Here is a 21,954-nt window from a genome sequence, read left to right as displayed (position 1 = left end):
ATGTCGCCGGTTGTAGGGCCGCTGCGCGCCCCAGCGGGAGCAAGCTCCCTCGCCACAAAAGCGCTCACACATTCGCTTGCGCAGCGGGCGATGTGGGGCATCAGAAATCATGAATCTGCGGGTACTGGTTGAAGATCTGCCGCATGCCGATCAGCGCATGGCGCATTTCTTCATCGCTGCATTCGGCACCGACGCAGACCCGCACCGCGCGGGGCCTGGGGGTGCCGCGGACGGTGAACGGATCGGGGGAAGTCACAGCGATGTGCTTGTGCCGCAGGGCCCGCACCAAGCTGTCCACTTCCCAATGGGACGGGATGCCAACCCACGCATTCAAGGCATGCGGGTGCTGGCCCAACACGTGCTCGCCCATGTACTCGGTGACCATCGCCTGGCGCCCGGACAGCAAGCGGCGCTGCAGATGCACCAACGATTCGGCGCGTCCATCGCGAATCCAGCGGGTGGCGATCTCCGAGACCATGGGCGTGGCCATCCAACTGTTGACCCGCAGGATGCTCTCGGTGCGCAACGCCAGGCGCTTGGGCACCACCAGGTAGCCGATGCGCAGCCCCGTGAGCACCGACTTGGTCATGCTCGTGCAATAGAACGACAGCTCCGGCAGGTAATGGCTGATGGGCGGCGCCCGGCGTTCGTCCAGCAGCGGGCCGTACACATCGTCTTCGATAATGTGCACACCGAAGCGCCGGGCAATCTCGGCGATTTCCCGGCGGCGGGCGTCGGGCATCAGGCTGGTGGTGGGGTTGTTCAGGTTTGGCGTGCACACCAGCGCAGTGATGCGCTCGTTGCTGCACATGTCTTCGAAATGCTCGGGGTCGATGCCATAGCGGTCCATCTCCAGGCCCTTGAGGGTGAAACCCAGCACCTGGGAGTTGCCGATCACGCCGTGGTCGGTCAAGCCTTCGCAAAGCACCACATCATCAGGGCCCGCCAGCGAAGCGAGAGCCAGGAAAATCCCGTGGGCCGCACCATTGGTGATCAGCACATCGTTACGGTCGACTTTCAGCCCTTGCCGACCGATCCATTGCGCCGCCGCCTCGCGATGGGATTCGAAACCGGCGATGGGACGAAACGCATGAATCCACGGCTGATCCTCTTCAGTACTCAGCGCCGCGCAGGTATCACGCCAGGCCTGGTCATGCTCGCGGGTGTGCAGGATGCGGGTGATGGAAAAATCCACCAGCGCTCGCTCGGGACTGTCGAGAATGTACGTCGCCACCCGGTCGCTCATGCGCCGCGAGACGAAGCTGCCACGCCCGACTTCACAGCGCACCAGGCCCTGGCGCTCCAGTTCCTTGTAGGCGTTGGTGACGGTCTGCACGCTGATGCCCATGGCGTCGGCCACCTGCCGTTGCGGCGGCAGGCGCTGGTCATTGGCCAGGGTGCCCTGTTCGATATCGTCGGCAATGGCCTGCACCAGAATCTTGTATTTGGATTCACCGCTGCGGGCGAGGTCCAAGGCTGACTTCCACTTATCCATGACAGCTGCAACCGGCGTGTTTAGGGGTGCGCACAGCATTGCGCGGCCATCGCGGCAAAGCAATTGTCCTAGTGCAATACAATCGATGCCGGGGCTTTTGTATGCTCGGTCCAAGGTCGTCATCCAGGCGGGTTCATCACCCTGACAAAAAGCCGGATCGACCTGTACCGGCGCCGCTCCCGATCCATGGCCCAGCCTGGATCAGCCGCAGTACGCTTTGCTCTTGTAACACTGCCTCCTACCACAGAGCCGTCAAACGACGGATCCACAAGAAACAGGAGATTTTATCGATGAGCAATTTTCTTCCCCGCACAGGCGCGCCCTTGCGTCGGCTTTTGCTGACCTGTGCCGTGCTTGGCCTGGCCGGCGGCGTCCAGGCGGCGACCTTGGATACCGTCAAAAGAAACAGCAGCATCCGGATCGGCTACGCCAACGAAACCCCGTTCGCCTTCACTGAAACCGACGGCACCGTGACCGGTGAATCGCCGGAAATCGCCAAGATCATCTTTGCCAAGATGGGCATCCAACAGGTCAACGGCGTGCTGACTGAATGGGGCTCGCTGATTCCCGGCTTGCGCGCCGGCCGTTTCGACGTGATTGCCGCCGGCATGTACATCACCCCGGCGCGTTGCAAGCAGGTGTTGTTCACCGACCCGCAATACCAGTTGCCCGATGCCTTGCTCGTGGCCAAGGGCAACCCGAAAAACCTCCACAGTTATGAAGACATCGCCAAGCAACCGGACGTGAAGCTGGCGATCATGGCCGGTACGGTGAACCTGGCGTACGCTCGAGACTCCGGGGTCAAGGACGAGCAGATCCTCCAGGTTCCCGACACCACCGCACAGTTGCAAGCGGTGCGCGCCGGTCGCGCGGACGCCGCCGTCGGCACGCAACTGACCATGAAAGGCCTGGCCAGCAAGGGCGGTGACAAGGTCGAGGCGATGACCGAGTTCAAGGACGATCCGTCCCACATCGGTTACGGCGCCCTCGCCTTCCGCCCCGAAGACAAAGACCTGCGCGACGCGGTCAACGCCGAGTTGAAGAAGTGGCTGGGCTCCGAAGAACACCTCAAGACGGTTGCGCCGTTCGGTTTCGACAAATCCAACGTGACCAGCAAAACCGCGGCCGAGCTCTGCGCTCAGCCATAGTCGAAACTGACGTGCCGAAACAGGCGTGACGCGCGCTGCGTGATGCCTGTTCCCCTGCTTCATCGGATATCGGGTCGAACCATGGGCGAATTACTTCCGTTATTGATTCAAGGGGCCTGGGTCACGCTGCAGGTGACCTTCTTCGGCTCGCTGCTGGCGATTGTCGCCGCGGTCTTGGCGGCCCTCGGGCGGCTGTCGCCGTGGCGCGCGCTGCGCTGGTTCAGCATCACCTACATCGAAGTCTTCCGTGGCACCTCGCTGTTGGTCCAGCTGTTCTGGCTGTTCTTCGTGTTGCCGCTGCCGCCGTTCAACGTCGAACTGAGCCCCTACGCGGTGGCGATCGTCGGCCTGGGCCTGCACATCGGCGCTTATGGGGCCGAGGTCATGCGCGGTGCCATCAGCTCGGTGGCCAAGGGGCAATACGAAGCTTGCACGGCGCTGAATTTCAGTAGTTTCACGCGCTTCAAACGGATCATCTTGCCCCAGGCCTTGTTGGCAGCGATTCCGCCGGGCACCAACCTGCTCATCGAGCTGCTGAAAAACACCTCGCTGGTGTCGCTGATCACCTTGTCCGACCTGAGCTTCCGTGCCCGGCAACTGGACCAGGCGACCTTCCAGACCCTGGAGATCTTCAGCCTGGCCCTGGTGATGTATTTCATCCTCGCCCAGGCCATCAACTTCGGCATGCGCCACGTCGAACGACGACTGAGCCGGGGCCGGATGCGTGGAGGTCTGTCATGACGCTGTTCGATTGGTCCTACGCCGCACAAATCCTGCCGGACCTACTGCGCGCCTCTCTCAACACCGTGGGTATCACCCTGGTCGGTTTCCTGATCGCGATTGTCCTGGGGCTGTTCCTGGCGATTGGCCGGCGCAGTCGCACATTCTGGTTGTCGTGGCCGGCCACTGCGGTGATCGAGTTCATCCGCAGCACACCGCTGTTGATCCAGGTGTATTTCCTCTACTACGTACTGCCCAACTACGGCTTGAGCCTGACGGCCATGCAGGTCGGCATCCTCGGCATCGGCCTGCACTACGCCTGCTACATCGCCGAGGTCTATCGCAGTGGTCTCGACGCGGTGCCACGGGCGCAGTGGGAGGCGGTGACGGCATTGAACATCGCGCCGTACGACGCCTACCGCAACATCATCCTGCCCCAGGCGCTGCGACCGATCGTGCCGCCGCTGGGCAACTACCTGGTGGCGATGCTCAAGGACACGCCGGTGCTGTCGGCGATCACCGTGGTGGAAATCATGCAGCAGGCCAAGAATATCGGTTCCGAGAATTTCCGTTACCTGGAACCGATCACCATGGTCGGCCTGTTCTTCCTCGCCCTGAGCCTTGCCTTGGCCTATCTGGTACGGCGCCTTGAAACGCGCATGGAGCTACGCTAATGACTTTACCTCTGTCCACGCCCACCGATTTGTCCCGGCGCAGCACGCTGGCGTCGCAGCAGGAGGCCCCGGCCATGCAAGATCCCACACCGTCCCGGCCGATCGTGAGTTTCCAGGACGTGACCAAAAGCTATGGCAGCTTCACCGTGCTCGACCATCTGAACCTGGATGTCTCCCCCGGTGAAAAGGTCGCGATCATCGGCCCCAGCGGCTCGGGCAAGTCCACGCTGCTGCGGGTGTTGATGACCCTGGAAGGCATCAATCAGGGCCAGATCCGCGTAGAGGATGACTCCCTGACCCACATGCCCAACCGCAACGGCGTGCTGGTGCCGGCCAACGACCGACACATCCGCCGGGTGCGCGGCAAGATCGGCATGGTGTTCCAGAGTTTCAACCTGTTCCCCCACATGACGGCGCTGCAAAACGTGATCGAGGCGCCGGTGCAGGTGCTGGGCATGAACCCGAAAGAAGCCCGGGAGCGCGCCGCCGACCTGTTGGAACTGGTGGGGCTGGGCAACAAGCTCGACCATTATCCGTCGCAGTTGTCCGGCGGCCAGCAACAGCGGGTGGCGATTGCCCGGGCGCTGGCAATGCGGCCCAAGGTGATGCTGTTCGACGAAGTGACCTCGGCGCTTGACCCGGAGTTGTGCGGCGAAGTGCTGAATGTGATCCGCAAACTGGGGGCCGAACATAACCTGACGATGCTGATGGTGACCCACCAGATGGGCTTCGCCCGGGAGTTCGCCGACCGGGTGTGCTTTTTCTATAAAGGGCAGATTCACGAACAGGGCACTCCGGCGCAGATCTTCGAACATCCGCAACAAGAACGGACGTGCGCGTTTTTGAGTGCGGTGAAAGAGGCCAATTGATCCCATCAAATGAGCTGAGTACACCTTATTGTGGCGAGGGGATTTATCCCCGTTGGGCTGCAAAGCAGCCCTGAGCTCAAACACCTCGGTGTGTCAGTCCGATTGAGCGGACAGTTTGGGGGCTGCTTCGCAGCCCAGCGGGGATAAATCCCCTCACCACAGGTTTTGGTATCAGCCTGAAGGGAAATGGCAGCCATAAAAAAACGGGGACCATGTCTGCATGGCCCCCGTTTCATTTACTGCCCAGCGATCAAGGGTACTGCTGGTAAGTCTGCCCCTGCTGCTGCGGCGCCTCCTGATATTGCTGGCCGGGAATCGCCTTGAGGTTGACCTCGACACGACGGTTCTGCGCACGGCCATTGACGTCGGCGTTGCTGGCCACCGGGTTGTCCGGGCCGGCGCCACGGGCCGACAGGTTGGCACCGCTCACGCCCTGGGACGTCAGGTAGGTCGCCACGCTCTGCGCACGACGCTGGGACAGGTCCATGTTGTGCTGGCGGCTGCCGGTGCTGTCGGTGTAGCCGACGATTTCGATCTGGTTCTGGTTGAACTCCTTGAGGGAGTTGGCCAGGTTATTCAGCGGCTGGTAGAAACTGGACGCGATGTTCGCCGAGTCGGTGGCGAAGGTGATGTTGCCCGGCATGATCAGCTTGATCTGGTCGCCCTGGCGCTGCACTTCAACGCCGGTATTGGCCATGCTGGCGCGCAGCTTCTTTTCCTGCTGGTCGGCGTAGTAGCCGTAACCGGCCGCAGAAGCCCCCACCACCGCTGCACCGATCAACGCGCCCTTGCCACGGTTATCGTGACCGATGGCCGCACCGGCCAACGCCCCCGCCAGTGCACCGAGGCCGCCATACTTGGCGGTTTTGCTCATGCCCGAAGATTCGGTAGAGGCCTGGCCCTGATTGTCATAGGGGTTAGGCGACGCACAGCCGGACAACAAGGCCACAGCAGTAGCGACAACGATCAAGCGACGCGAGGTGAACATGAAGATGCTCCTGGGTTTTCAGTCTGAATGCCAAAGTGTAGGCAATCGACTCTGGCAGGCGTTGGAACGCGGCAATCGTTAAAAATTCCGTCGCGCTGCGTTGCGCTTCGCCCGGCTGACCGATAAAAAACCGGCATCCCGGCGAACGCCCCTCACCCCTGCGCCAGACAGCGGCTCACGCCCCTGACAATCATCTCCACTTCTCGCCCATCGATCGTCAACGGCGGCAGCAGGCGGATGGTCTGGCCCCGCGTGATATTGATCAGCAGGCCGTGGTCCCGGGCGGCGCGAAGGGCCAGGTCGCGGACCGGTTGCTTGAGTTCGATGCCGATCATCAACCCCTGGCCGCGGATCGCCAATACATTCGGGGTGTCCGCCAACTCGATGCGCAACCGGCTCAGCAATAGGTCGCCCTGGTGCCTGGCGTTGTCCACCAGCGCTTGTTGCTCAATGATCTCCAGCACCGTGCAGCCGACCCGACAGGCCAGCGGATTACCGCCAAAGGTGCTGCCATGGCTGCCAGGGGTAAACAGCTCGGCCGCCTTGCCCCGCGCCAGGCAAGCACCAATGGGTACGCCATTGCCCAGGCCTTTGGCGAGGGTCATGACGTCCGGCACGATGCCCTCGTGCTGGAACGCGAACCATTGGCCAGTGCGACCGATGCCGGTCTGGATCTCGTCGAGCATCAACAACCAGGCGCGCCGGCTGCACAGTTCACGCAAGGCCTTGAGATAGCCCGGCGGTGCGAGTTGCACACCGCTTTCGCCCTGGATCGGTTCTACCAGTACTGCGACGATGCGCTCGGCATGAGCTTGCTGGATCGCTTCAAACGCCGCCAGATCGCCGAACGGCACCTTGATGAAATCCCCCGGCAACCGATTGAAACCCAGCCGCACGGAGGGGCCGTCACTGGCGCACATCGTGCCCAAGGTGCGCCCATGGAACGCATTGTCCATGACCACTACCAACGGCTGCTCAATGCCTTTATGCCAACCATAGAGGCGTGCCAGCTTCAATGCGGTTTCGTTGGCCTCGGCGCCTGAGTTGTTGAAAAACGCCCGCTCCAGCCCAGACAGCTGGGTGAGCTTTTGCGCCAGGCGTTGTTGCCAATCGATGCTGTACAGGTTCGACGTGTGCAACAGCAGGCCGGCCTGCTCGCTGATGGCGGCCACCAACCGTGGGTGGGAATGGCCGACATTGGTCACCGCCACGCCCGCCACCGCATCGAGGTACTCGCGGCCATCCTGGTCCCACAGGCGCGTACCCAAACCATGGGTGAAACTCAGCGCCAGGGGTTGGTAAGTGGTCATCAGGCAGGCAGCGGTCATGGCATCAAGCTCCATAGGGTTGGTTTTTTCCAGTATGGTTAGCCACCAAGACTGGATAAACGCTGCTTTACTTCAATCATTTAAAAGCCGAGCTTGATAATGGACTTGTTCCAAGCAATGACCGTTTACGTGAAGGTAGTAGAAACCGGAAGCCTGACGGCGGCGGCCCAGGCGTGCGAAATGTCCACCACCATGGTGGGTAATCATCTTCGTGCACTGGAGCAACGTCTCGGCGTACGCCTGATCAACCGTACGACGCGGCGCCAGCGCCTGACTGAGTTTGGCTCGACCTACTACCAACGTTGCCTGGAAGTGCTCGGGCTGGTGGCCGATTCCGAGCGCCTGGCCGAACAGACCCAAGGCGAGCCCAGCGGCACCCTGCGCATCACCGCGCCGCTGACCTTTGGTACCGAACGCCTATCGCCGGCGCTGGCCGAATTCAGCCAGCGCTTCCCCCAGGTCAAGCTCGACGTGATGCTGACCAATCAGCGGCTGGACCTGCTCGAACATGGATTCGATGTCGCCATTCGCCTCGGCCATCCCGACCCGAAACTGATTGCCCGTCCGTTGGTGGACTACACCCTGACCATCTGCGCCTCCCCTGCCTACCTGGCCCGGCGCGGCACACCGGAACAACCGGCGGACCTGCAACGACACGACTGCCTGTCGTTCGCCTACTCGGCAGCAGACGAATGGCGCTTCGCCCAGGAACACTGGCCCATCAACGGCCCGGACGGCGAGATCAAGGTCCCGGTAAACGGACCGATGCTGATCAACAGCTCCTCGGGCCTGCATCGCGCCGCCTTGGCCGGGATGGGCGTGGTGATGCTGCCCGATGCGCTGGTGGCCCAGGACCTGAAGGATGGTCACCTGGTGGCGTTGTTGCAGGACTATCAGTTGCCCCATCGCCCAATGAGCCTGATGTACGCGCAGGACCGCTACCGTTTGCCGAAACTGCGCAGTTTTGTCGAGTTCGCACTGGAGAAATGGGGCAAACCCCAACCCAATGATGCTGTGGCGAGGGAATTTATCCCCGCTGGGTTGCGCAGCAACCCCAAGACTGTCGGTTCACATCGCAGGTGATGTCGGGTTTGATGATTTTTGGGGGGCCGCTACGCGCCCCTGCGGGGATAAATCCCCTCGCCACCAAAGCAAACCCCGTCTGAACATCCGCCGCTAGTTCCCCACTCCCCCCATCAGCTACTCTTCCTCCTTGGACGAGCATTTTGATATCAAGGTTGATGAGGAAACGATGATGGGAGATGCCTCGAACATCGATATGCTGCGGTTCGACCTGTCCGATCTGGACGAAGGCGTACTGCACACCATCCTGGAACTGGTCAGCGATGGCATCTGGGACTGGAATGCCAACACCGGCTTCGTCTACCGCAACCCCGGCTGGTACACGATGCTAGGCTACCTGCCTCATTCACTGGACAACAACGTGCTGACCTGGGAGAGCGTGATCCACCTGGATGACTATCCACGGGTCATGGCGTTGTTCGACGACTACCTGGAACAACGCTCCCACGGTTACCAGGCCGAATACCGCTGCCGCAAGCGCGATGGGGCCTACATCTGGATCGAGGATCGCGGCTACGTGATCGCCCGTAATCCGGACGGCACGGTGGCGCGCATGATCGGCGCCCATCGCAGTATCGACGACAAAAAGCGTCTGTTCGAACAACTGGAACAGCGTAACCAATCCCTGGAAGTCATCATTGAAGAACGCACCCGCGAACTGTCCCGGGTCAACCATCAGTTGCAGATCCAGCTCGACGAGAATCGCCGGCTTGCCGAAACCGATGCGCTGACGCGGGTCGCCAACCGTTATCGCCTGGACCAGGCACTGCCGCTGGCCTGTGAGCGCGCACAGCGTTTCCGCGAGCCGTTGTCGCTGATCGCCATGGACGTGGATGATTTCAAGGACATCAACGACCGCTACGGCCACGCCTTTGGCGACGCAGCGCTGGTGCAAGTGGTGCAGAGCGTCAAGCGTTGCCAGCGCGACGGCGATTTGCTGGTGCGCTGGGGCGGTGACGAATTCATCATGATCTTGCCCAATACCACCCTGGCCGACGCCCGCCTGCTGGCGGAAAGCATTCGCCGGGGTCTGTCCGACCTGCTGCCGGTGGGCGACTTCCAGATCACCATGAGTTTTGGCGTGGTGCAGGGACTCGAGAATGAACAGCACGCGACGTTGCTGCACCGGGCGGATCAGGCGCTGTATCGCTCCAAGATGTCGGGCAAGAATGTGATTTGTGAATGAACCGGGCCCAGGCCCGAAGGTAAAAAAGAATGCAGATATGAGGCGCTGGCAGCGGTCATAGGCTGTATCCCTAGCAATCAGGCCTTCACCCTTGCCGATTCGATCCCCCTCCTTCCCACGCCTTTACCTGGGCTGCGCCGGCTGGTCGCTGCCCCGGGAGCACTGGCCGGCCTTTGCTGTCGACGGGACTCATTTGCAACGCTATAGCAGCCGATTCCCGGCCGTGGAAATCAACAGCTCGTTCTACCGCCCTCACCGTCCCGCCACGTATGCAAAGTGGGCAGCCAGCGTGGCCCGGGATTTTCGTTTCTCGGTCAAAGTGCCCAAGCAGATCACCCATGAACGGCGACTGATCGACTGCGAAGGGCCTGTGGATGAATTCCTCGGGCAATGCTCGCAACTGGGAGATCAGCTTGGCTGCCTCTTGATTCAGTTGCCCCCGTCGTTGGCGTTCGATGCCGCGGCGGCTGGGGCGTTCTTCAAGGCCGTGCGAGACCGTTATCAGGGTTACGCGGTGCTTGAGCCGCGACACCCGAGCTGGCTCGAGCCCCAGGCCGCAGCGATGCTGCAAGACGAATGCATCGGCCGTGTCGCCGCCGATCCGTCCCCCTTGCCCGGCGGCGATCAACCCGCTGGCTGGCCTGGCATTCGCTACTACCGCTTGCACGGTTCACCACGGATTTACTACTCAGCTTACGAAGACGTCTGGCTGGAGCGCCTCGCCCGAGCATTGAAAGCTAACCCCGACACGCCGACCTGGTGCATCTTCGACAACACCGCCAGCGCCGCCGCGACGAGCGATGCCTTGCGATTGATGGACCTGATGCACAACTGAAACCCGCTACCGACAACAAATGGTCAACTGCTACCGGTCCGACCGTGACAACACCGCCCGCGTCCAATAGATTAGGCGACCGGAAAAAAGCTCAATGCCTTTCTCGCCTCATCCCGCTAACAGAAGTAGTGAAATTTCAATGTCCGATTCCAACACCGCTGAATCCGTAGTCACCCTGTCGTCCAAAGCGGAATACGAAAACTCCATCAATCTTTCACAGCATCTGCCCCAGGCCAAAACCATCAGCGAAATGGTCCTCGATGCATTCCAGTCGAATCGCGAAAGCGACCAGATCCGCGAACTGCGCAACGCCATCCGCCAGGCTCACGATGCGTTCGACGACGACAAGGCCTACGAACTGATGGGCCAGCTCAAACAACTCAAAGACGCCGAAGCCGCCGATTTCGCGGCCCTGGAAGACCTGAGCAGCCGCTTCCCCATCAGCCGTATCCTCTCCAGCTACAAGGACGACCCGTCGTTTCAAGAACTGGTCTACGGCCTGGCCCTGAAAGTACTGAACCAGACCCATCAGGCCATCAGCAATCCGAGCGGCAGCAAGGGCAAGGCCTCACGCGCCAAGAAAGAAGCCGAAGTGTTTGTCATCAGCAAGGACGGCATCAGCGTCACCCTGCCCCTGCGCACACCACGCTCCAAGCCGAACGTCGACCGCGAGGCCTTCGAGTTCCTGGGCTTCAACTTCGTAGGCGAAGGCGACGAAGCCGAGCTGGAAAGCGAAACTTTCCTGGACAATGACGGCACCGAACAACAGGCCACCCGCAAAAGCATCGTCACCGCCCTGCAACAGCAAAAAGCATTCGACGGCTACAGCATCGCCCAGCAATAAGCCATCGCCCAACGATCGTTCCCACGCTCCGCGTGGGAATGCCTCCTCGGACGCTCCGCGTTCGGCTTCTTGGGACGCAGAGCGTCCCTGGCTGCATTTCCACGCAGAGCGTGGGAACGATCCTCCAGGCAACGCCCATGAAAAAACCCCGCGCTTCTCTCGAAGGCGGGGCTTTTCGTGCAGCTTCTGAAGCTTAAGGCGCGTACGTCAGCAGCAGCTCACTCGGCACTTTGAAGTCCAGGGACATCATGACGCTCAGGGCGGTGATGGTGAAGATCGAGAACACGAACAGCTTGCGTGCCCAGACCGTGTCATCCACCGCCTTGTAGCCGGTCCAGGCCATGTACAGCCAGTACATGCCCATGGCGGCGGCGACGGCGAGGTAGCTCATGCCGGCGTAACCGCTGAAAGTCAGCATCAAGGTCGCCACGAGGAAGGCCAGGATGTAGAGCAGGATGTGCTTCTTGGCTACCAGGATACCGCGCTTGACCGGCAACACCGGAATCGACGCTGCCAGGTAGTCATTGAAGCGGAAGATCGCAATGGCGTAGGAATGCGGCATCTGCCACAGGCTGAACATCACCAGCAGCGTCAGCGCCGCCATGTCGAAGCTGTTGCTCACCGCCACGTAGCCGATCACCGGCGGCATCGCCCCCGACAGGCTGCCCACCAGCGTGCCGTGGACCGACTTGCGCTTGAGGTACAGGCTGTAGAGGCCGACGTAGATGACAAAACCGATCACCGCGAACAGCGCCGCCAACGGATTGGCCACCCAGTACAACAGCGCCACACCGGCCACGCCCAGCACCGTGGCGAATGCCAGGGCCAGTTGCACCGGAATCAGGCCTTGGACCAGCGCCCGATTCTTGGTGCGCTCCATCTTGATGTCGATATCGCGGTCGATGCAGTTGTTGAACACGCAACCGGACGCCACCACCAGGGAAGTGCCGATCATCGCCGCCAGGAAGATGGCCAGATCGACATGCCCTTTCGAGGCCAGGAAAAAACCGCCTGCCACAGAAAGCACGTTACCGAAAATGATCCCCGGCTTGGTGATTTGGATAAAGTGCTTCAGGGACATCCGGACTTTCCTCAGTGCGCCATCATGTTGGTGTGGATGCTGAACATGATCCACAACGACAGGCCGACCAGCAGGACAATCACGATCGCGGCAAAGACAAACGCGACCACGTTGTTACGTTGGGCGGCGGAGCGGTCCAGGTGCAGGAAGTACACCAGGTGCACCAATACCTGGACCACGGCGAAGATCAGGATGATCCACAGGGTCAGGCTCTTGGGCAGCGACGGGTACATCACCAGGCCGAACGGAATGACGGTCAGGATCACCGACAGGATGAAACCGATGGCGTAGGACTTGACGCTGCCGTGGCCGGCGTCGTGGCCATCATGGGAATGTGCGTTAGCCATTTACAGGGTCCCCATCAGATAAACAACGGTGAATACGCAGATCCACACCACGTCCAGGAAGTGCCAGAACAGGCTCAGGCAGCTCAGGCGCGTCTTGTTGGTGGCGGTCAGGCCGTTTTTGTGGACCTGGTACATCATGATCGCCATCCAGATCAGGCCGCTGGTCACGTGCAGGCCGTGGGTGCCGACCAGGGTGAAGAACCCGGACAGGAAACCGCTGCGGCTAGGACCGAAGCCTTCGGAGATCAGGATGTGGAACTCGTTGATCTCCATGCCGATGAAGCCGGCACCGAACAGGAAGGTCATGGCCAGCCAACCCAGTACCTGGGTTTTCTTGCCCTTGAACAACGCCAGCATGGCGAAGCCGTAGGTGATCGAGCTGAACAGCAGCAGCGCGGTTTCGCCCAGTACGTACGGCAGTTCGAAGATGTCGTGGCCCGATGGGCCACCGGCGACGTTGTTAACCAGCACCGCGTACGCTGCGAAGATCGACGCAAACAGAATGCAGTCGGTCATCAGGTAGAGCCAGAAACCGAATACGGTCATCTCGCCCGAATCGTGGTGATGGTCATCGTGCCCATGGTCATGACCATGGGCGTGTCCAACAGTGGTCACTAAGTTCGACATGGTTTAAGCCTGTTCCAACGAGGTTTCAACACGGGTGGCGTTGGCGGGGACTTTCCCGGCCGCGACCAGACGTTTGTGCTGCTCGGCTTCGATGCGCTCGATGACATCCACCGGCACCATGTAGCCCTGATCGTCACGGGCAGCATGGATAGCGAAATACACCACGGTGCCGACCAGGCTGGCGATGGCCAGCCACCAGATGTGCCAGATCATCGCGAAACCGAACACGGTCAGCAGCGCGCCCATGACCACACCGGTAGCCGTGTTGTTGGGCATGTGGATCGGCTCGTACTTGGCCGGGACCGGGTACGCGGTACCGTTTTCCTTGGCTTCGGTGAACGGGTCGATGACGTCTGCTTTTGGCAGCACGGCGAAGTTGTAGAACGGCGGTGGCGAAGAGGTCGACCATTCCAGGGTATGGGCATTCCACGGGTCGCCGTGTTCGCACATGTTCTCTGGCTTGTTGCGATCGCGCACGCTGACATACAACTGGATCAGCTGGCAGGCGATACCAACAGCGATCATCACCGCACCAAACATGGCGACGTACAGGTACGGCACCCACTCAGGGTTGGTGGTGGTGTTCAGGCGACGGGTCATGCCCATGAAGCCCAGTACATAGAGCGGCATGAACGCGACGAAGAAGCCGGTGATCCAGAACCAGAACGCTGCCTTGCCCCAGCCCTCGTGCAGCTTGAAGCCGAAGGCTTTCGGGAAGTAGAAGGCGAAGCCGGCGATGTAGCCGAACACCGCACCGCCGATGATCACGTTGTGGAAGTGCGCGATCACGAACAGGCTGTTGTGCAACACGAAGTCAGCACCCGGGATGGCCAGCAATACGCCGGTCATGCCGCCGATGGCGAAGGTCACCATGAAGCCCAGGGTCCACATCACGTGGCTGGTGAAACGCAGACGGCCCTGGTAGATGGTGAACAGCCAGTTGAACAGCTTCACCCCCGTCGGGATCGAAATCAGCATCGTCGCCAGGCCGAAGAAGGCGTTGACGCTGGCACCCGAACCCATGGTGAAGAAGTGGTGCAGCCAGACCATGAAGCCCAGTACCGAGATCGCGCCGGAAGCGTAGATCATCGAGTGGTGGCCGAACAGTTTCTTGCCGGAGAAGGTCGAGATGACTTCGGAGAAAATCCCGAACGCTGGCAGGATCAGGATGTACACCTCAGGGTGACCCCAAGCCCAGAACAGGTTGACGTACATCATCGGATTTCCACCCAGTTCATTGGTGAAAATGTGGAAATCCATGTAGCGGTCAAGCGTCAGCAGGGCCAGGGTGGCGGTGAGGATCGGGAAGGAAGCGACGATCAGCACGTTGGCCCAGGTGCAGGTCCAGGTGAAGATCGGCATGTCCATCAGCTTCATGCCCGGGGTACGCATCTTCACCACGGTGGCGAGGAAGTTGACCCCCGTCAGCGTCGTACCCAATCCGGAAAGCTGTAGCGCCCAGATGTAGTAATCCATCCCCACGCCCGGACTGTATTGCAGGCCCGACAGCGGCGGATAGGCAACCCAGCCGGTCTTGGCGAACTCACCAACGCCCAAGGACAGGTTGATCAGCACCACGCCGGACACCAGCAACCAGAAGCTCAAGGAGTTCAGGAACGGGAAGGCCACGTCACGGGCGCCGATCTGCAGCGGCACTGCGAGGTTCATCAGGCCGGTGAAGAAGGGCATCGCCATGAAGATGATCATGATCACACCGTGGGCGGTGAAGATCTGGTCATAGTGTTCAGGCGGCAGGTAGCCAGGCGAACCCTCGGTGGCCATGGCCAGCTGGGTACGCATCATGATGGCGTCGGCAAAACCACGCAGCAGCATGACCATGGCGACAATGATGTACATCACGCCGATTTTCTTGTGGTCGACCGAGGTCAGCCACTCGGTCCACAGGTAGGTCCACTTCTTGAAATAAGTGATGCCTGCAAACAATGCCAGACCACCGAGCGCGATGATGGCGAGGGTCACCATGACAATCGGCTCGTGGAACGGGATCGCTTCCCAACTTAATTTACCAAACATCGTTTACTCCTCTGCCCCGGCAGCTGAATGCGAGCTCATGTCCATCCCTTCCATGTTGTGAGCCACTTCCTTCTCGTTCTTCTCGTGGTGCATCGGCTTGCCCGGATTCATCCCTTCATACTTGTCGATGATGGTCTGGAACAGGTTCGGCGTAACCGACGAGTAGAGTTCGACTGGGTTGTTCTGGCTCGGCTTGGAAAGGGCTTCGTATTCAGCTTTTTCAAGCTGTTTAGGTGCCTTCTTCACATCGTTGACCCAGGCGTCGAAATCTTCCTGGGTCGTGGCGATTGCTTTGAACTTCATGCCGGTAAAGCCCGCGCCGCTGTAGTTGGCGGAGATACCGTCGAGTTCGGCGTTCTGGTTGGCGATCAGGTGCAGCTTGGTCTGCATGCCCGCCATCGCGTAGATCTGGCCGCCCAGGCCCGGGATGAAGAACGAGTTCATCACGGTGTCTGAAGTGACCTTGAAATTGATCGGCGTGTGGGCCGGGAACACGATCTTGTTGACCGTGGCGATGCCTTGTTCCGGGTAGATGAACAGCCACTTCCAGTCCATGGAGACCACTTCAATGGTGATCGGCTTGACGTCCGAATCCAGCGGACGATAGGGGTCCAGGGCGTGGGTCGACTTGTAGGTGATGTAACCCAGGGCAATGATGATCAGCACCGGAATGGTCCACACCGCCACTTCGATCTTGGTCGAGTGCGACCACTTCGGCGTGTAGGTGGCATTGGTATTGGTTGCGCGGTACTTCCAGGCGAACAGGAAGGTCATGACGATGACCGGCACAACGACCAGCAACATCAGCAGCGTAGCGGTGATGATCAGGTTTCGTTCATCCAGGCCGACCTGGCCCTTGGGATCGAGCAAGGTCATGTTGCAGCCTCCCAGCAGCAACGTGCCGAGCAGCGGCAACAAGCCTAGTAATCGGGGGTACCTGTTTTTACTCATCTCACGACCTCTAAAGCAGCTTGCGCAATGCAGTTGGGTTTTGATCGCCAACACTTCACCCTGCCAAGGGTTGGCATTTTCTTGGATTGAATAAGGGCTGCCCGTCGAACGTCAGCGGCAGTTCGACACATCCTGGGCCAGCAGTGAGTTCTTATTCGTTGGTCAAAGGCCTAGTTCAAGCCCAATTCCATTTGGTGCGGGTAGTTGGAGGCACCGACACCTGGGGTCGCATGGGGCGCTGGCGCCCTTCGACCACTCTCGTGCTCAAGCTTGAGCCGGGTCGGAAAATCGGTGCGGGCGATTGTAGTGAGCTGACGCGCTGTAGACCATGTCTCATCTCGAAATAATTTTTATCCGATCCGGCAACAATCTCTTGCCGATATTGCAACGAGCCAGCATGTTATCGAAATTCATTCTCAACAAGAACCCCAAAAAACGTAGGCCTACTACGCCCGATTTAGACAGCTCGAGAGGATCATCAAGAGGTTTTTTGCCCGGCAAGCGCCCAGTTTTCGGGGCCTGCGGCGCCTGACGCGGCGCTGTTAAAAATGCCTGCTGCAGGCGATACCCTGATTGCGAAACCAGACATTTTTTTGTTACAGGAAAGCGTGCTTTATCTCCCTCGCAAGGGCTGAGCGCCGCAAGATATGTGACAACGTGTCGCACATTGCCGCAGGTCATTCTTGCCTCGGATCAAGGACGCTCCGGCTTGAGCGTGAAACGTAAAACGCCCCGGCTCTCCAGAAGAGAACCGGGGCGTTTCATCGAGGCGTTTCAGCGAAGCGGTTTGCGGTTACGTGACACCAGCAACGGCACCAGCACCACTGTCAACACAAAGGCCACCAGTGCCCACTGTGCCAGGGACAGCCCCAGGATCGGTGGGTAGGGGGTGGAGCAAAAGCCGTCGACCTGGAATCCCAACGGAAAGATCTTCGCCAGCGGCAGGTCATCGACAATCGGTTGCAACACGTCGATGCCGCAACTGACTGCCGGGAAGAACTGGGTGTACACGTGATGCCCTGCCACACCGGCACCGGCCAGGGCGCTGAGCACCACGAGGCCTTCGAAGATCGTCAGGCTGCGGCGGGTGCGCATGGCGGCACCGATGAAGGCGAAGATTGCGATCAGCAACAGCGCATAGCGTTGCAAGATACACAGCGGGCACGGCGCCTCACCGAGGGCCACCTGCATATACAGCGCACCGCCAATCAGCGCCAGGCAGATCAGCCCCAGCAGCACCAGATAGCGCCGCTCACGCCCTAACCGCATCATTTCCTCACTCATTGCGTTTCCCTTTGTCTGCATGGATCGACGCGCGGCACGGCAACATTCGGGCGCGCGGTCGGATGCCCGAAGTCTACACGCAGACCATGACAGTGAACGAGCAGCGGGCGTCGACATTGAAGGGGAATAGACCGCAAGAAGGTTAAGTGCGGATTAATTCTGGCAGCTGGACAAGGATGGACCTGCCGTCGCCATCGCGAGCAGGCTTGCTCGCGAAAGCGATGGGTCAGCTTGCATCAATGCTGGATGTGCCGCCGTCTTCACGAGCAAGCCCGCTCACACAAGGGATCTGTGGCGGGCGTGGAGACCTTATTCCAGCGCTGCCGCCGGGCCGAAGAATTCGTAACGGCTCTGCTGCTCCGGCACGCCCAAGGCCTTGAGGTGACGCTTGACGGCACCCATGAAGCCCTTCGGGCCGAGGAAATAGGCGTCCACGTCACGTTGCTGCGGCAGCCATTGCGCCAGTTGTTCCTGGCTCAGCAGCCCAACCTTGTCGGCCACCGGGCTCAAGCCGTCGTCTTCGTCGTAGCAATAGAAGCGCTTGAGCTGCGGATGCCGCTTGGCCAGGTCGTCGATCCAGTCGCGGAAAGCATGGGCACGGCCGTTGCGCGCGCAATGAATGAAATGCACCGGCCGCTCGGTTTGCAGCGCCGCCTGCAACATGGCCAGGGTCGGGGTGATGCCGACGCCGCCACTGATCAGCACCAGCGGTTTGTCGCTGGCAGTCAGGTAGAAATCCCCGGACGGCGGGAACAACTGGATGCGGCTGCCGACGTCGAAATGATGATGCAGGTGGTTGGACACCCGCCCGCCCGGCTCGCGCTTGACGCTGATACGGTATTGACCGTTGTCCGCCAGGGCTGACAATGAGTAGTTGCGGCGTACTTCCTCGCCATCGAGCATGAGCTTCATGCCGATGTACTGGCCCGGCTCGGCCAACAGGATCGGGCCCTTGTCCGCCGGTTCGAAGTAGAACGAGGTGATCTCCGAGCTTTCCTGGACCTTGGCCGCCAGGATGAACTCACGCTCGCCACGCCAGCCGCCCGGCGCCTCGGCCTTCTTGTCGTACATGCCAGCTTCGGCGCCGATCAAGATATCGGCCAACTGGTTGTAGGCTGCGCCCCACGCCGCAATCACTTCGGGTGTGGCGATCTCCGCGCCCAGCACTTCGGCGATTGCTCGCAGCAGGCACGAACCGACAATCGGGTAATGTTCCGGCAGGATCTGCAGGGCAACGTGCTTGTTGACGATCTTCGCCACCAGGTCGCCCAATTGATCGAGTTGGTCAATGTGCCGCGCATACATCAACACACCGTTGGCCAAAGCCCGCGGCTGATCGCCACTGGCCTGGTGAGCCTGGTTGAACAACGGGCGTACCTGCGGGTATTCGGACAGCATCATGCGATAGAAGTGAGTGATCAGCGCCTCACCACCACTTTCAAGCAACGGAACGGTGGAACGAATGATGGCGCGTTCTTCTCGACTGAGCATAAGGTGACTCCTGGCGTATGACCGATAACAGTTAGGTAAGTCTTATCAGTTTCCATGCCATTAATTTTTTTATTGAATATCAGTCAGTTACATACAGTGTAGTCATATCGACACGGTTCATCTTATAGTCGTTAAGACTACATGGAGTCATTATGACCGCAACCGCCCTGCTGACCTCCCTGCTGCCACTGGTGGCCGATCTGTCCCGCGAACTGCCTGAAGGCGAACGTTATCGGCGCCTGCTCGGCACCTTGCGAACCCTGCTGCCCTGCGATGCGGCGGCGTTGTTGCGCCTGGACGGCGACTGCCTGGTGCCGCTCGCCGTGGATGGCCTGAGCACCGATACACTGGGCCGGCGATTCCGGGTCAGCGAACACCCGCGCTTCGAAGCGCTGCTGGCCAACCCACAGCCCACCCGCTTCGCCGCCGACAGCGGCCTGCCCGATCCCTACGACGGACTGGTTGAAGGGCTCGCCGAGCATCTGGAGGTTCACGACTGCATGGGCTGCCCGCTGTTCGTCGACGAGCGGCCCTGGGGCCTGCTGACCCTGGATTCGCTGGATCCGGAGCGCTTCGAGCCCATCGACCTGAGTGCCCTGCAAGCCTTCGCCAGCCTCGCCGCCGCCACGGTCAGCGCCGCCGAGCGCATCGAGCGCCTGGCCCTGAAGGCCGAGGACGAGCACCGCCGCGCCGAGGTCTATCGCCAGGCCAGCGGCCAGCAACCTCGCGACATGGTCGGCCAGAGCAAGGCCCACAAACGCCTGGTGGAAGAGATCACGCTGGTGGGCAGCAGCGACCTGACGGTATTGATCACCGGCGAAACCGGCGTAGGCAAGGAACTGGTCGCCCAGGCCATCCATGCCGCGTCGAAACGTGCCGAGCAGCCACTCATCAGTCTCAATTGCGCCGCCCTGCCCGATACCCTGGTGGAAAGTGAACTCTTCGGCCATGTACGAGGCGCCTTCACCGGGGCCACGAACGACCGGCGCGGCAAGTTCGAACTGGCCGACGGCGGCACCTTGTTTCTCGACGAAGTGGGCGAGTTGTCCCTGGCCGTCCAGGCCAAGTTGTTGCGGGTACTGCAAAGCGGCCAACTGCAACGCCTGGGCTCGGACAGGGAACACCGGGTCGATGTGCGCCTGATCGCGGCCACCAATCGCGACTTGGCCGAGGAAGTGCGCAACGGCCGTTATCGGGCCGACTTCTACCATCGCTTGAGTGTGTACCCGCTGCAGGTGCCGGCGCTGCGCGATCGTGGACGTGATGTGCTGCTGCTCAGCGGTTTTTTCCTGGAGCACAACCGTTCGCGCATGGGCCTGGGCAGCCTGCGCCTGACCGGCGACGCCCAGGCCGCGCTGCTGGCCTACGACTGGCCAGGCAATGTGCGCGAACTGGAACACCTGATCGGCCGCAGCGCCTTGAAGGCCTTGGGCCGGTGCGCGACGCGCCCGAAAATCCTCAGCCTCAGCGCCCAGGACCTGGATTTGCCCCAGGCGCCTGTGGACAACCCCACTCCTTCGTCCATCAGCCCGGCGTCGACCGCGCAGGGCGTAACGGGGGACTTGCGCGAAGCGGTGGACGAGTTCCAGCGCACGCTGATCGCTGCCTGCCTGGAGCGTCACCAACACAACTGGGCCAGCGCCGCCCGGGAGCTCGGGCTGGACCGGGCGAACCTGGGGCGGATGGCCCGGCGGTTGGGGCTGAAGTGATCGGCTCTGTGGCGAGGGAGCTTGCTCCCGCTGGAGTGCGAAGCACTCCCATCAGACGCGGTGGGAGGTCGAATTTGGCGACCGCTGCGCGCTCGAGCGGGAGCAAGCTCCCTCGCCACAAAAACGCCTCACCACCGGGATCTTGTTACAACGCCCCCTGTTATCGACAGCTTTCGCCCTAAAGCCTGCCCCCGACAAGTCGATAACCCAATATCAAAAGCTGTTTTGGCGAGCGGCATGCTCGCCCCACCTTTTTCCACAGAAGGTTTTTATGTCTTCCAACAAAGCCCGCGCAGATTCACTTTCGCTTCTGCTGTTTACCTTGCGCAGCGGCAAGCTGATGGCAATCAACCTGCTCAAGGTCAGCGAAATCATTCCCTGCCCACCATTGACCAAGCTGCCGGAGTCGCATCCGCACGTCAAAGGCATCGCCACCCTGCGCGGGACATCGTTGTCGGTGATCGACCTGAGCCGCGCCATTGGCGAGCGACCGCTGGAAGACCCGGATGGTGGCTGCCTGATCGTCACTGACGTCAGCCGCTCCAAACAGGGTTTGCATGTGCAGGCCGTGAGCAAGATCGTGCATTGCCTGACCACCGACATCAAACCACCGCCCTACGGCTCCGGCGGTGTGCGTTCGTTCATCACCGGCGTGACCTCGGTGGACGGCACGCTGGTGCAGGTGCTGGACATCGAAAAGGTCATCCACGGCATCGCGCCAGCGCAGATCGAAACCGCGCCGACCGAACTGAGCATGGAAGACGCCGAAGTGCTGGGCAACGCACGGATCCTGGTGGTCGATGACAGCCAGGTCGCGCTGCAGCAATCGGTACACACCCTGCGCAACCTGGGCCTGCAATGCCACACCGCCCGCAGCGCCAAGGAAGCCATCGAATGCCTGCTGGACCTGCAAGGCACGGCCGAACAGATCAACCTGATCGTCTCCGATATCGAGATGTCCGAGATGGACGGCTATGCCCTCACCCGGACCCTGCGCGAAACGCCTGACTTCGCCCACCTCTACGTGTTGCTGCACACCTCGCTGGACAGTGCCATGAACAGCGAAAAAGCCCGGCTGTCGGGTGCCAACGGCGTGCTCACCAAGTTCTCTTCACCGGAACTGACCAAGTGCCTGATCACGGCGGCCAAGGCCGTTGCCGAGCAAGGTCACTGAGTCATCTCGGTTGCTCGCTTCTGCGTTCCAGCGCGGGAGCGATCACCGTCCGACAACCTCAGGCATACTCTTGTCCTGGCTTCCCG

20 protein-coding genes and 1 pseudogene are annotated in these 21,954 nt (G+C 60.8%); 10 read left to right on the top strand and 11 right to left on the bottom strand.

Annotated features, from left to right (window positions below):
• Positions 1-100 precede the first annotated feature (100 nt).
• The gene (locus tag BLT00_RS23435) at positions 101-1,495 is read right to left on the bottom strand and encodes a MocR-like ectoine utilization transcription factor EhuR (RefSeq protein ID WP_092149468.1); all 1,395 of its coding nucleotides are present in this window, start codon (positions 1,493-1,495) and stop codon (positions 101-103) included.
• A 290-nt stretch (positions 1,496-1,785) separates the two neighbouring features.
• On the opposite strand from BLT00_RS23435, the gene ehuB reads away from it, so the two are divergent.
• The 4 genes from ehuB (at position 1,786) to ehuA (ending at position 4,906) form a co-directional block, all read left to right on the top strand.
• On the top strand, positions 1,786-2,643 hold the full coding sequence (gene ehuB, locus BLT00_RS23430; RefSeq protein WP_092149465.1) for an ectoine/hydroxyectoine ABC transporter substrate-binding protein EhuB: 858 nt from the start codon (positions 1,786-1,788) through the stop codon (positions 2,641-2,643).
• Between the two features lie 81 nt (positions 2,644-2,724).
• Positions 2,725-3,384 carry an ectoine/hydroxyectoine ABC transporter permease subunit EhuC gene (ehuC, locus tag BLT00_RS23425; RefSeq protein ID WP_092149462.1) on the top strand — a complete coding sequence of 220 codons (660 nt, stop codon included), beginning with the start codon at positions 2,725-2,727 and terminating at the stop codon, positions 3,382-3,384.
• Entirely contained in the window at positions 3,381-4,037 is a 657-nt protein-coding gene (ehuD, locus tag BLT00_RS23420; RefSeq protein ID WP_092149459.1) for an ectoine/hydroxyectoine ABC transporter permease subunit EhuD, read from the top strand. The genes ehuC and ehuD overlap by 4 nt, the downstream gene beginning before the upstream one ends.
• Positions 4,037-4,906: an ectoine/hydroxyectoine ABC transporter ATP-binding protein EhuA gene (ehuA, locus tag BLT00_RS23415; protein WP_371856979.1), complete on the top strand. Its 870-nt coding sequence runs from the start codon at positions 4,037-4,039 to the stop codon at positions 4,904-4,906. The genes ehuD and ehuA overlap by 1 nt, the downstream gene beginning before the upstream one ends.
• A 250-nt stretch (positions 4,907-5,156) precedes the next feature.
• Here ehuA and BLT00_RS23410 read toward each other — a convergent pair whose 3' ends face one another.
• Together BLT00_RS23410 and BLT00_RS23405 are read right to left on the bottom strand one after the other, a co-directional pair.
• Complete coding sequence (locus BLT00_RS23410) at positions 5,157-5,894, bottom strand: YiaD family glycine zipper/OmpA-like lipoprotein (protein WP_063324469.1); 738 nt, start codon at positions 5,892-5,894, stop codon at positions 5,157-5,159.
• Positions 5,895-6,046: 152 nt separating this feature from the next.
• Positions 6,047-7,222 carry an aspartate aminotransferase family protein gene (locus tag BLT00_RS23405; RefSeq protein ID WP_092149456.1) on the bottom strand — a complete coding sequence of 392 codons (1,176 nt, stop codon included), beginning with the start codon at positions 7,220-7,222 and terminating at the stop codon, positions 6,047-6,049.
• 99 nt (positions 7,223-7,321) lie between these two features.
• Between BLT00_RS23405 and BLT00_RS23400 the strand changes: the two are divergent.
• The 4 genes and pseudogenes from BLT00_RS23400 to BLT00_RS23385 all read left to right on the top strand — a co-directional run.
• A pseudogene (locus BLT00_RS23400) lies at positions 7,322-8,218 on the top strand (LysR family transcriptional regulator); the annotation flags it as partial.
• Between the two features lie 259 nt (positions 8,219-8,477).
• Entirely contained in the window at positions 8,478-9,491 is a 1,014-nt protein-coding gene (locus tag BLT00_RS23395; RefSeq protein ID WP_092149454.1) for a sensor domain-containing diguanylate cyclase, read from the top strand.
• 91 nt (positions 9,492-9,582) lie between these two features.
• Complete coding sequence (locus BLT00_RS23390; protein WP_092149451.1) at positions 9,583-10,326, top strand: DUF72 domain-containing protein; 744 nt, start codon at positions 9,583-9,585, stop codon at positions 10,324-10,326.
• Between the two features lie 139 nt (positions 10,327-10,465).
• The gene (locus tag BLT00_RS23385) at positions 10,466-11,170 is read left to right on the top strand and encodes a hypothetical protein (protein WP_072348620.1); all 705 of its coding nucleotides are present in this window, start codon (positions 10,466-10,468) and stop codon (positions 11,168-11,170) included.
• A 193-nt stretch (positions 11,171-11,363) separates the two neighbouring features.
• Here the strand turns inward: BLT00_RS23385 and cyoE are convergent, their stop codons facing one another.
• From cyoE to hmpA, 8 genes are all read right to left on the bottom strand, one after another.
• A complete protein-coding gene (cyoE, locus tag BLT00_RS23380; protein ID WP_063324463.1) occupies positions 11,364-12,251 on the bottom strand; it encodes a heme o synthase in 888 nt (295 codons plus the stop codon).
• A gap of 11 nt (positions 12,252-12,262) precedes the next feature.
• On the bottom strand, positions 12,263-12,598 hold the full coding sequence (gene cyoD / locus BLT00_RS23375; protein WP_014340102.1) for a cytochrome o ubiquinol oxidase subunit IV: 336 nt from the start codon (positions 12,596-12,598) through the stop codon (positions 12,263-12,265).
• Entirely contained in the window at positions 12,599-13,225 is a 627-nt protein-coding gene (locus BLT00_RS23370; RefSeq protein ID WP_063324462.1) for a cytochrome o ubiquinol oxidase subunit III, read from the bottom strand.
• A gap of 3 nt (positions 13,226-13,228) precedes the next feature.
• Complete coding sequence (gene cyoB / locus BLT00_RS23365; RefSeq protein WP_092149448.1) at positions 13,229-15,259, bottom strand: cytochrome o ubiquinol oxidase subunit I; 2,031 nt, start codon at positions 15,257-15,259, stop codon at positions 13,229-13,231.
• Positions 15,260-15,262: 3 nt separating this feature from the next.
• Positions 15,263-16,210: a ubiquinol oxidase subunit II gene (gene cyoA, locus BLT00_RS23360; RefSeq protein ID WP_057451773.1), complete on the bottom strand. Its 948-nt coding sequence runs from the start codon at positions 16,208-16,210 to the stop codon at positions 15,263-15,265.
• A gap of 333 nt (positions 16,211-16,543) precedes the next feature.
• Complete coding sequence (locus BLT00_RS31480) at positions 16,544-16,891, bottom strand: hypothetical protein (RefSeq protein ID WP_139199636.1); 348 nt, start codon at positions 16,889-16,891, stop codon at positions 16,544-16,546.
• 93 nt (positions 16,892-16,984) lie between these two features.
• Positions 16,985-17,494 (bottom strand): disulfide bond formation protein B, encoded by a 510-nt coding sequence (locus tag BLT00_RS23350; RefSeq protein ID WP_033062546.1) that lies wholly within the window; start codon positions 17,492-17,494, stop codon positions 16,985-16,987.
• Positions 17,495-17,803: 309 nt separating this feature from the next.
• Complete coding sequence (gene hmpA, locus BLT00_RS23345; protein WP_092149445.1) at positions 17,804-18,985, bottom strand: NO-inducible flavohemoprotein; 1,182 nt, start codon at positions 18,983-18,985, stop codon at positions 17,804-17,806.
• Between the two features lie 152 nt (positions 18,986-19,137).
• On the opposite strand from hmpA, the gene norR reads away from it, so the two are divergent.
• Positions 19,138-20,694 carry a nitric oxide reductase transcriptional regulator NorR gene (gene norR, locus BLT00_RS23340; RefSeq protein WP_092149442.1) on the top strand — a complete coding sequence of 519 codons (1,557 nt, stop codon included), beginning with the start codon at positions 19,138-19,140 and terminating at the stop codon, positions 20,692-20,694.
• A 271-nt stretch (positions 20,695-20,965) separates the two neighbouring features.
• Positions 20,966-21,868, top strand: a complete 903-nt coding sequence (locus BLT00_RS23335; protein WP_057451776.1) for a chemotaxis protein CheV — start codon at positions 20,966-20,968, stop codon at positions 21,866-21,868.
• Positions 21,869-21,954 lie beyond the last annotated feature (86 nt).

It is taken from the genome of Pseudomonas sp. NFACC51 (assembly GCF_900103575.1).
Taxonomy (GTDB): Bacteria; Pseudomonadota; Gammaproteobacteria; order Pseudomonadales; family Pseudomonadaceae; genus Aquipseudomonas; species Aquipseudomonas fluorescens_Q.
Note: the sequence above shows the minus strand (reverse complement) of the source record. Positions and strands in the feature narration are given on the sequence as shown.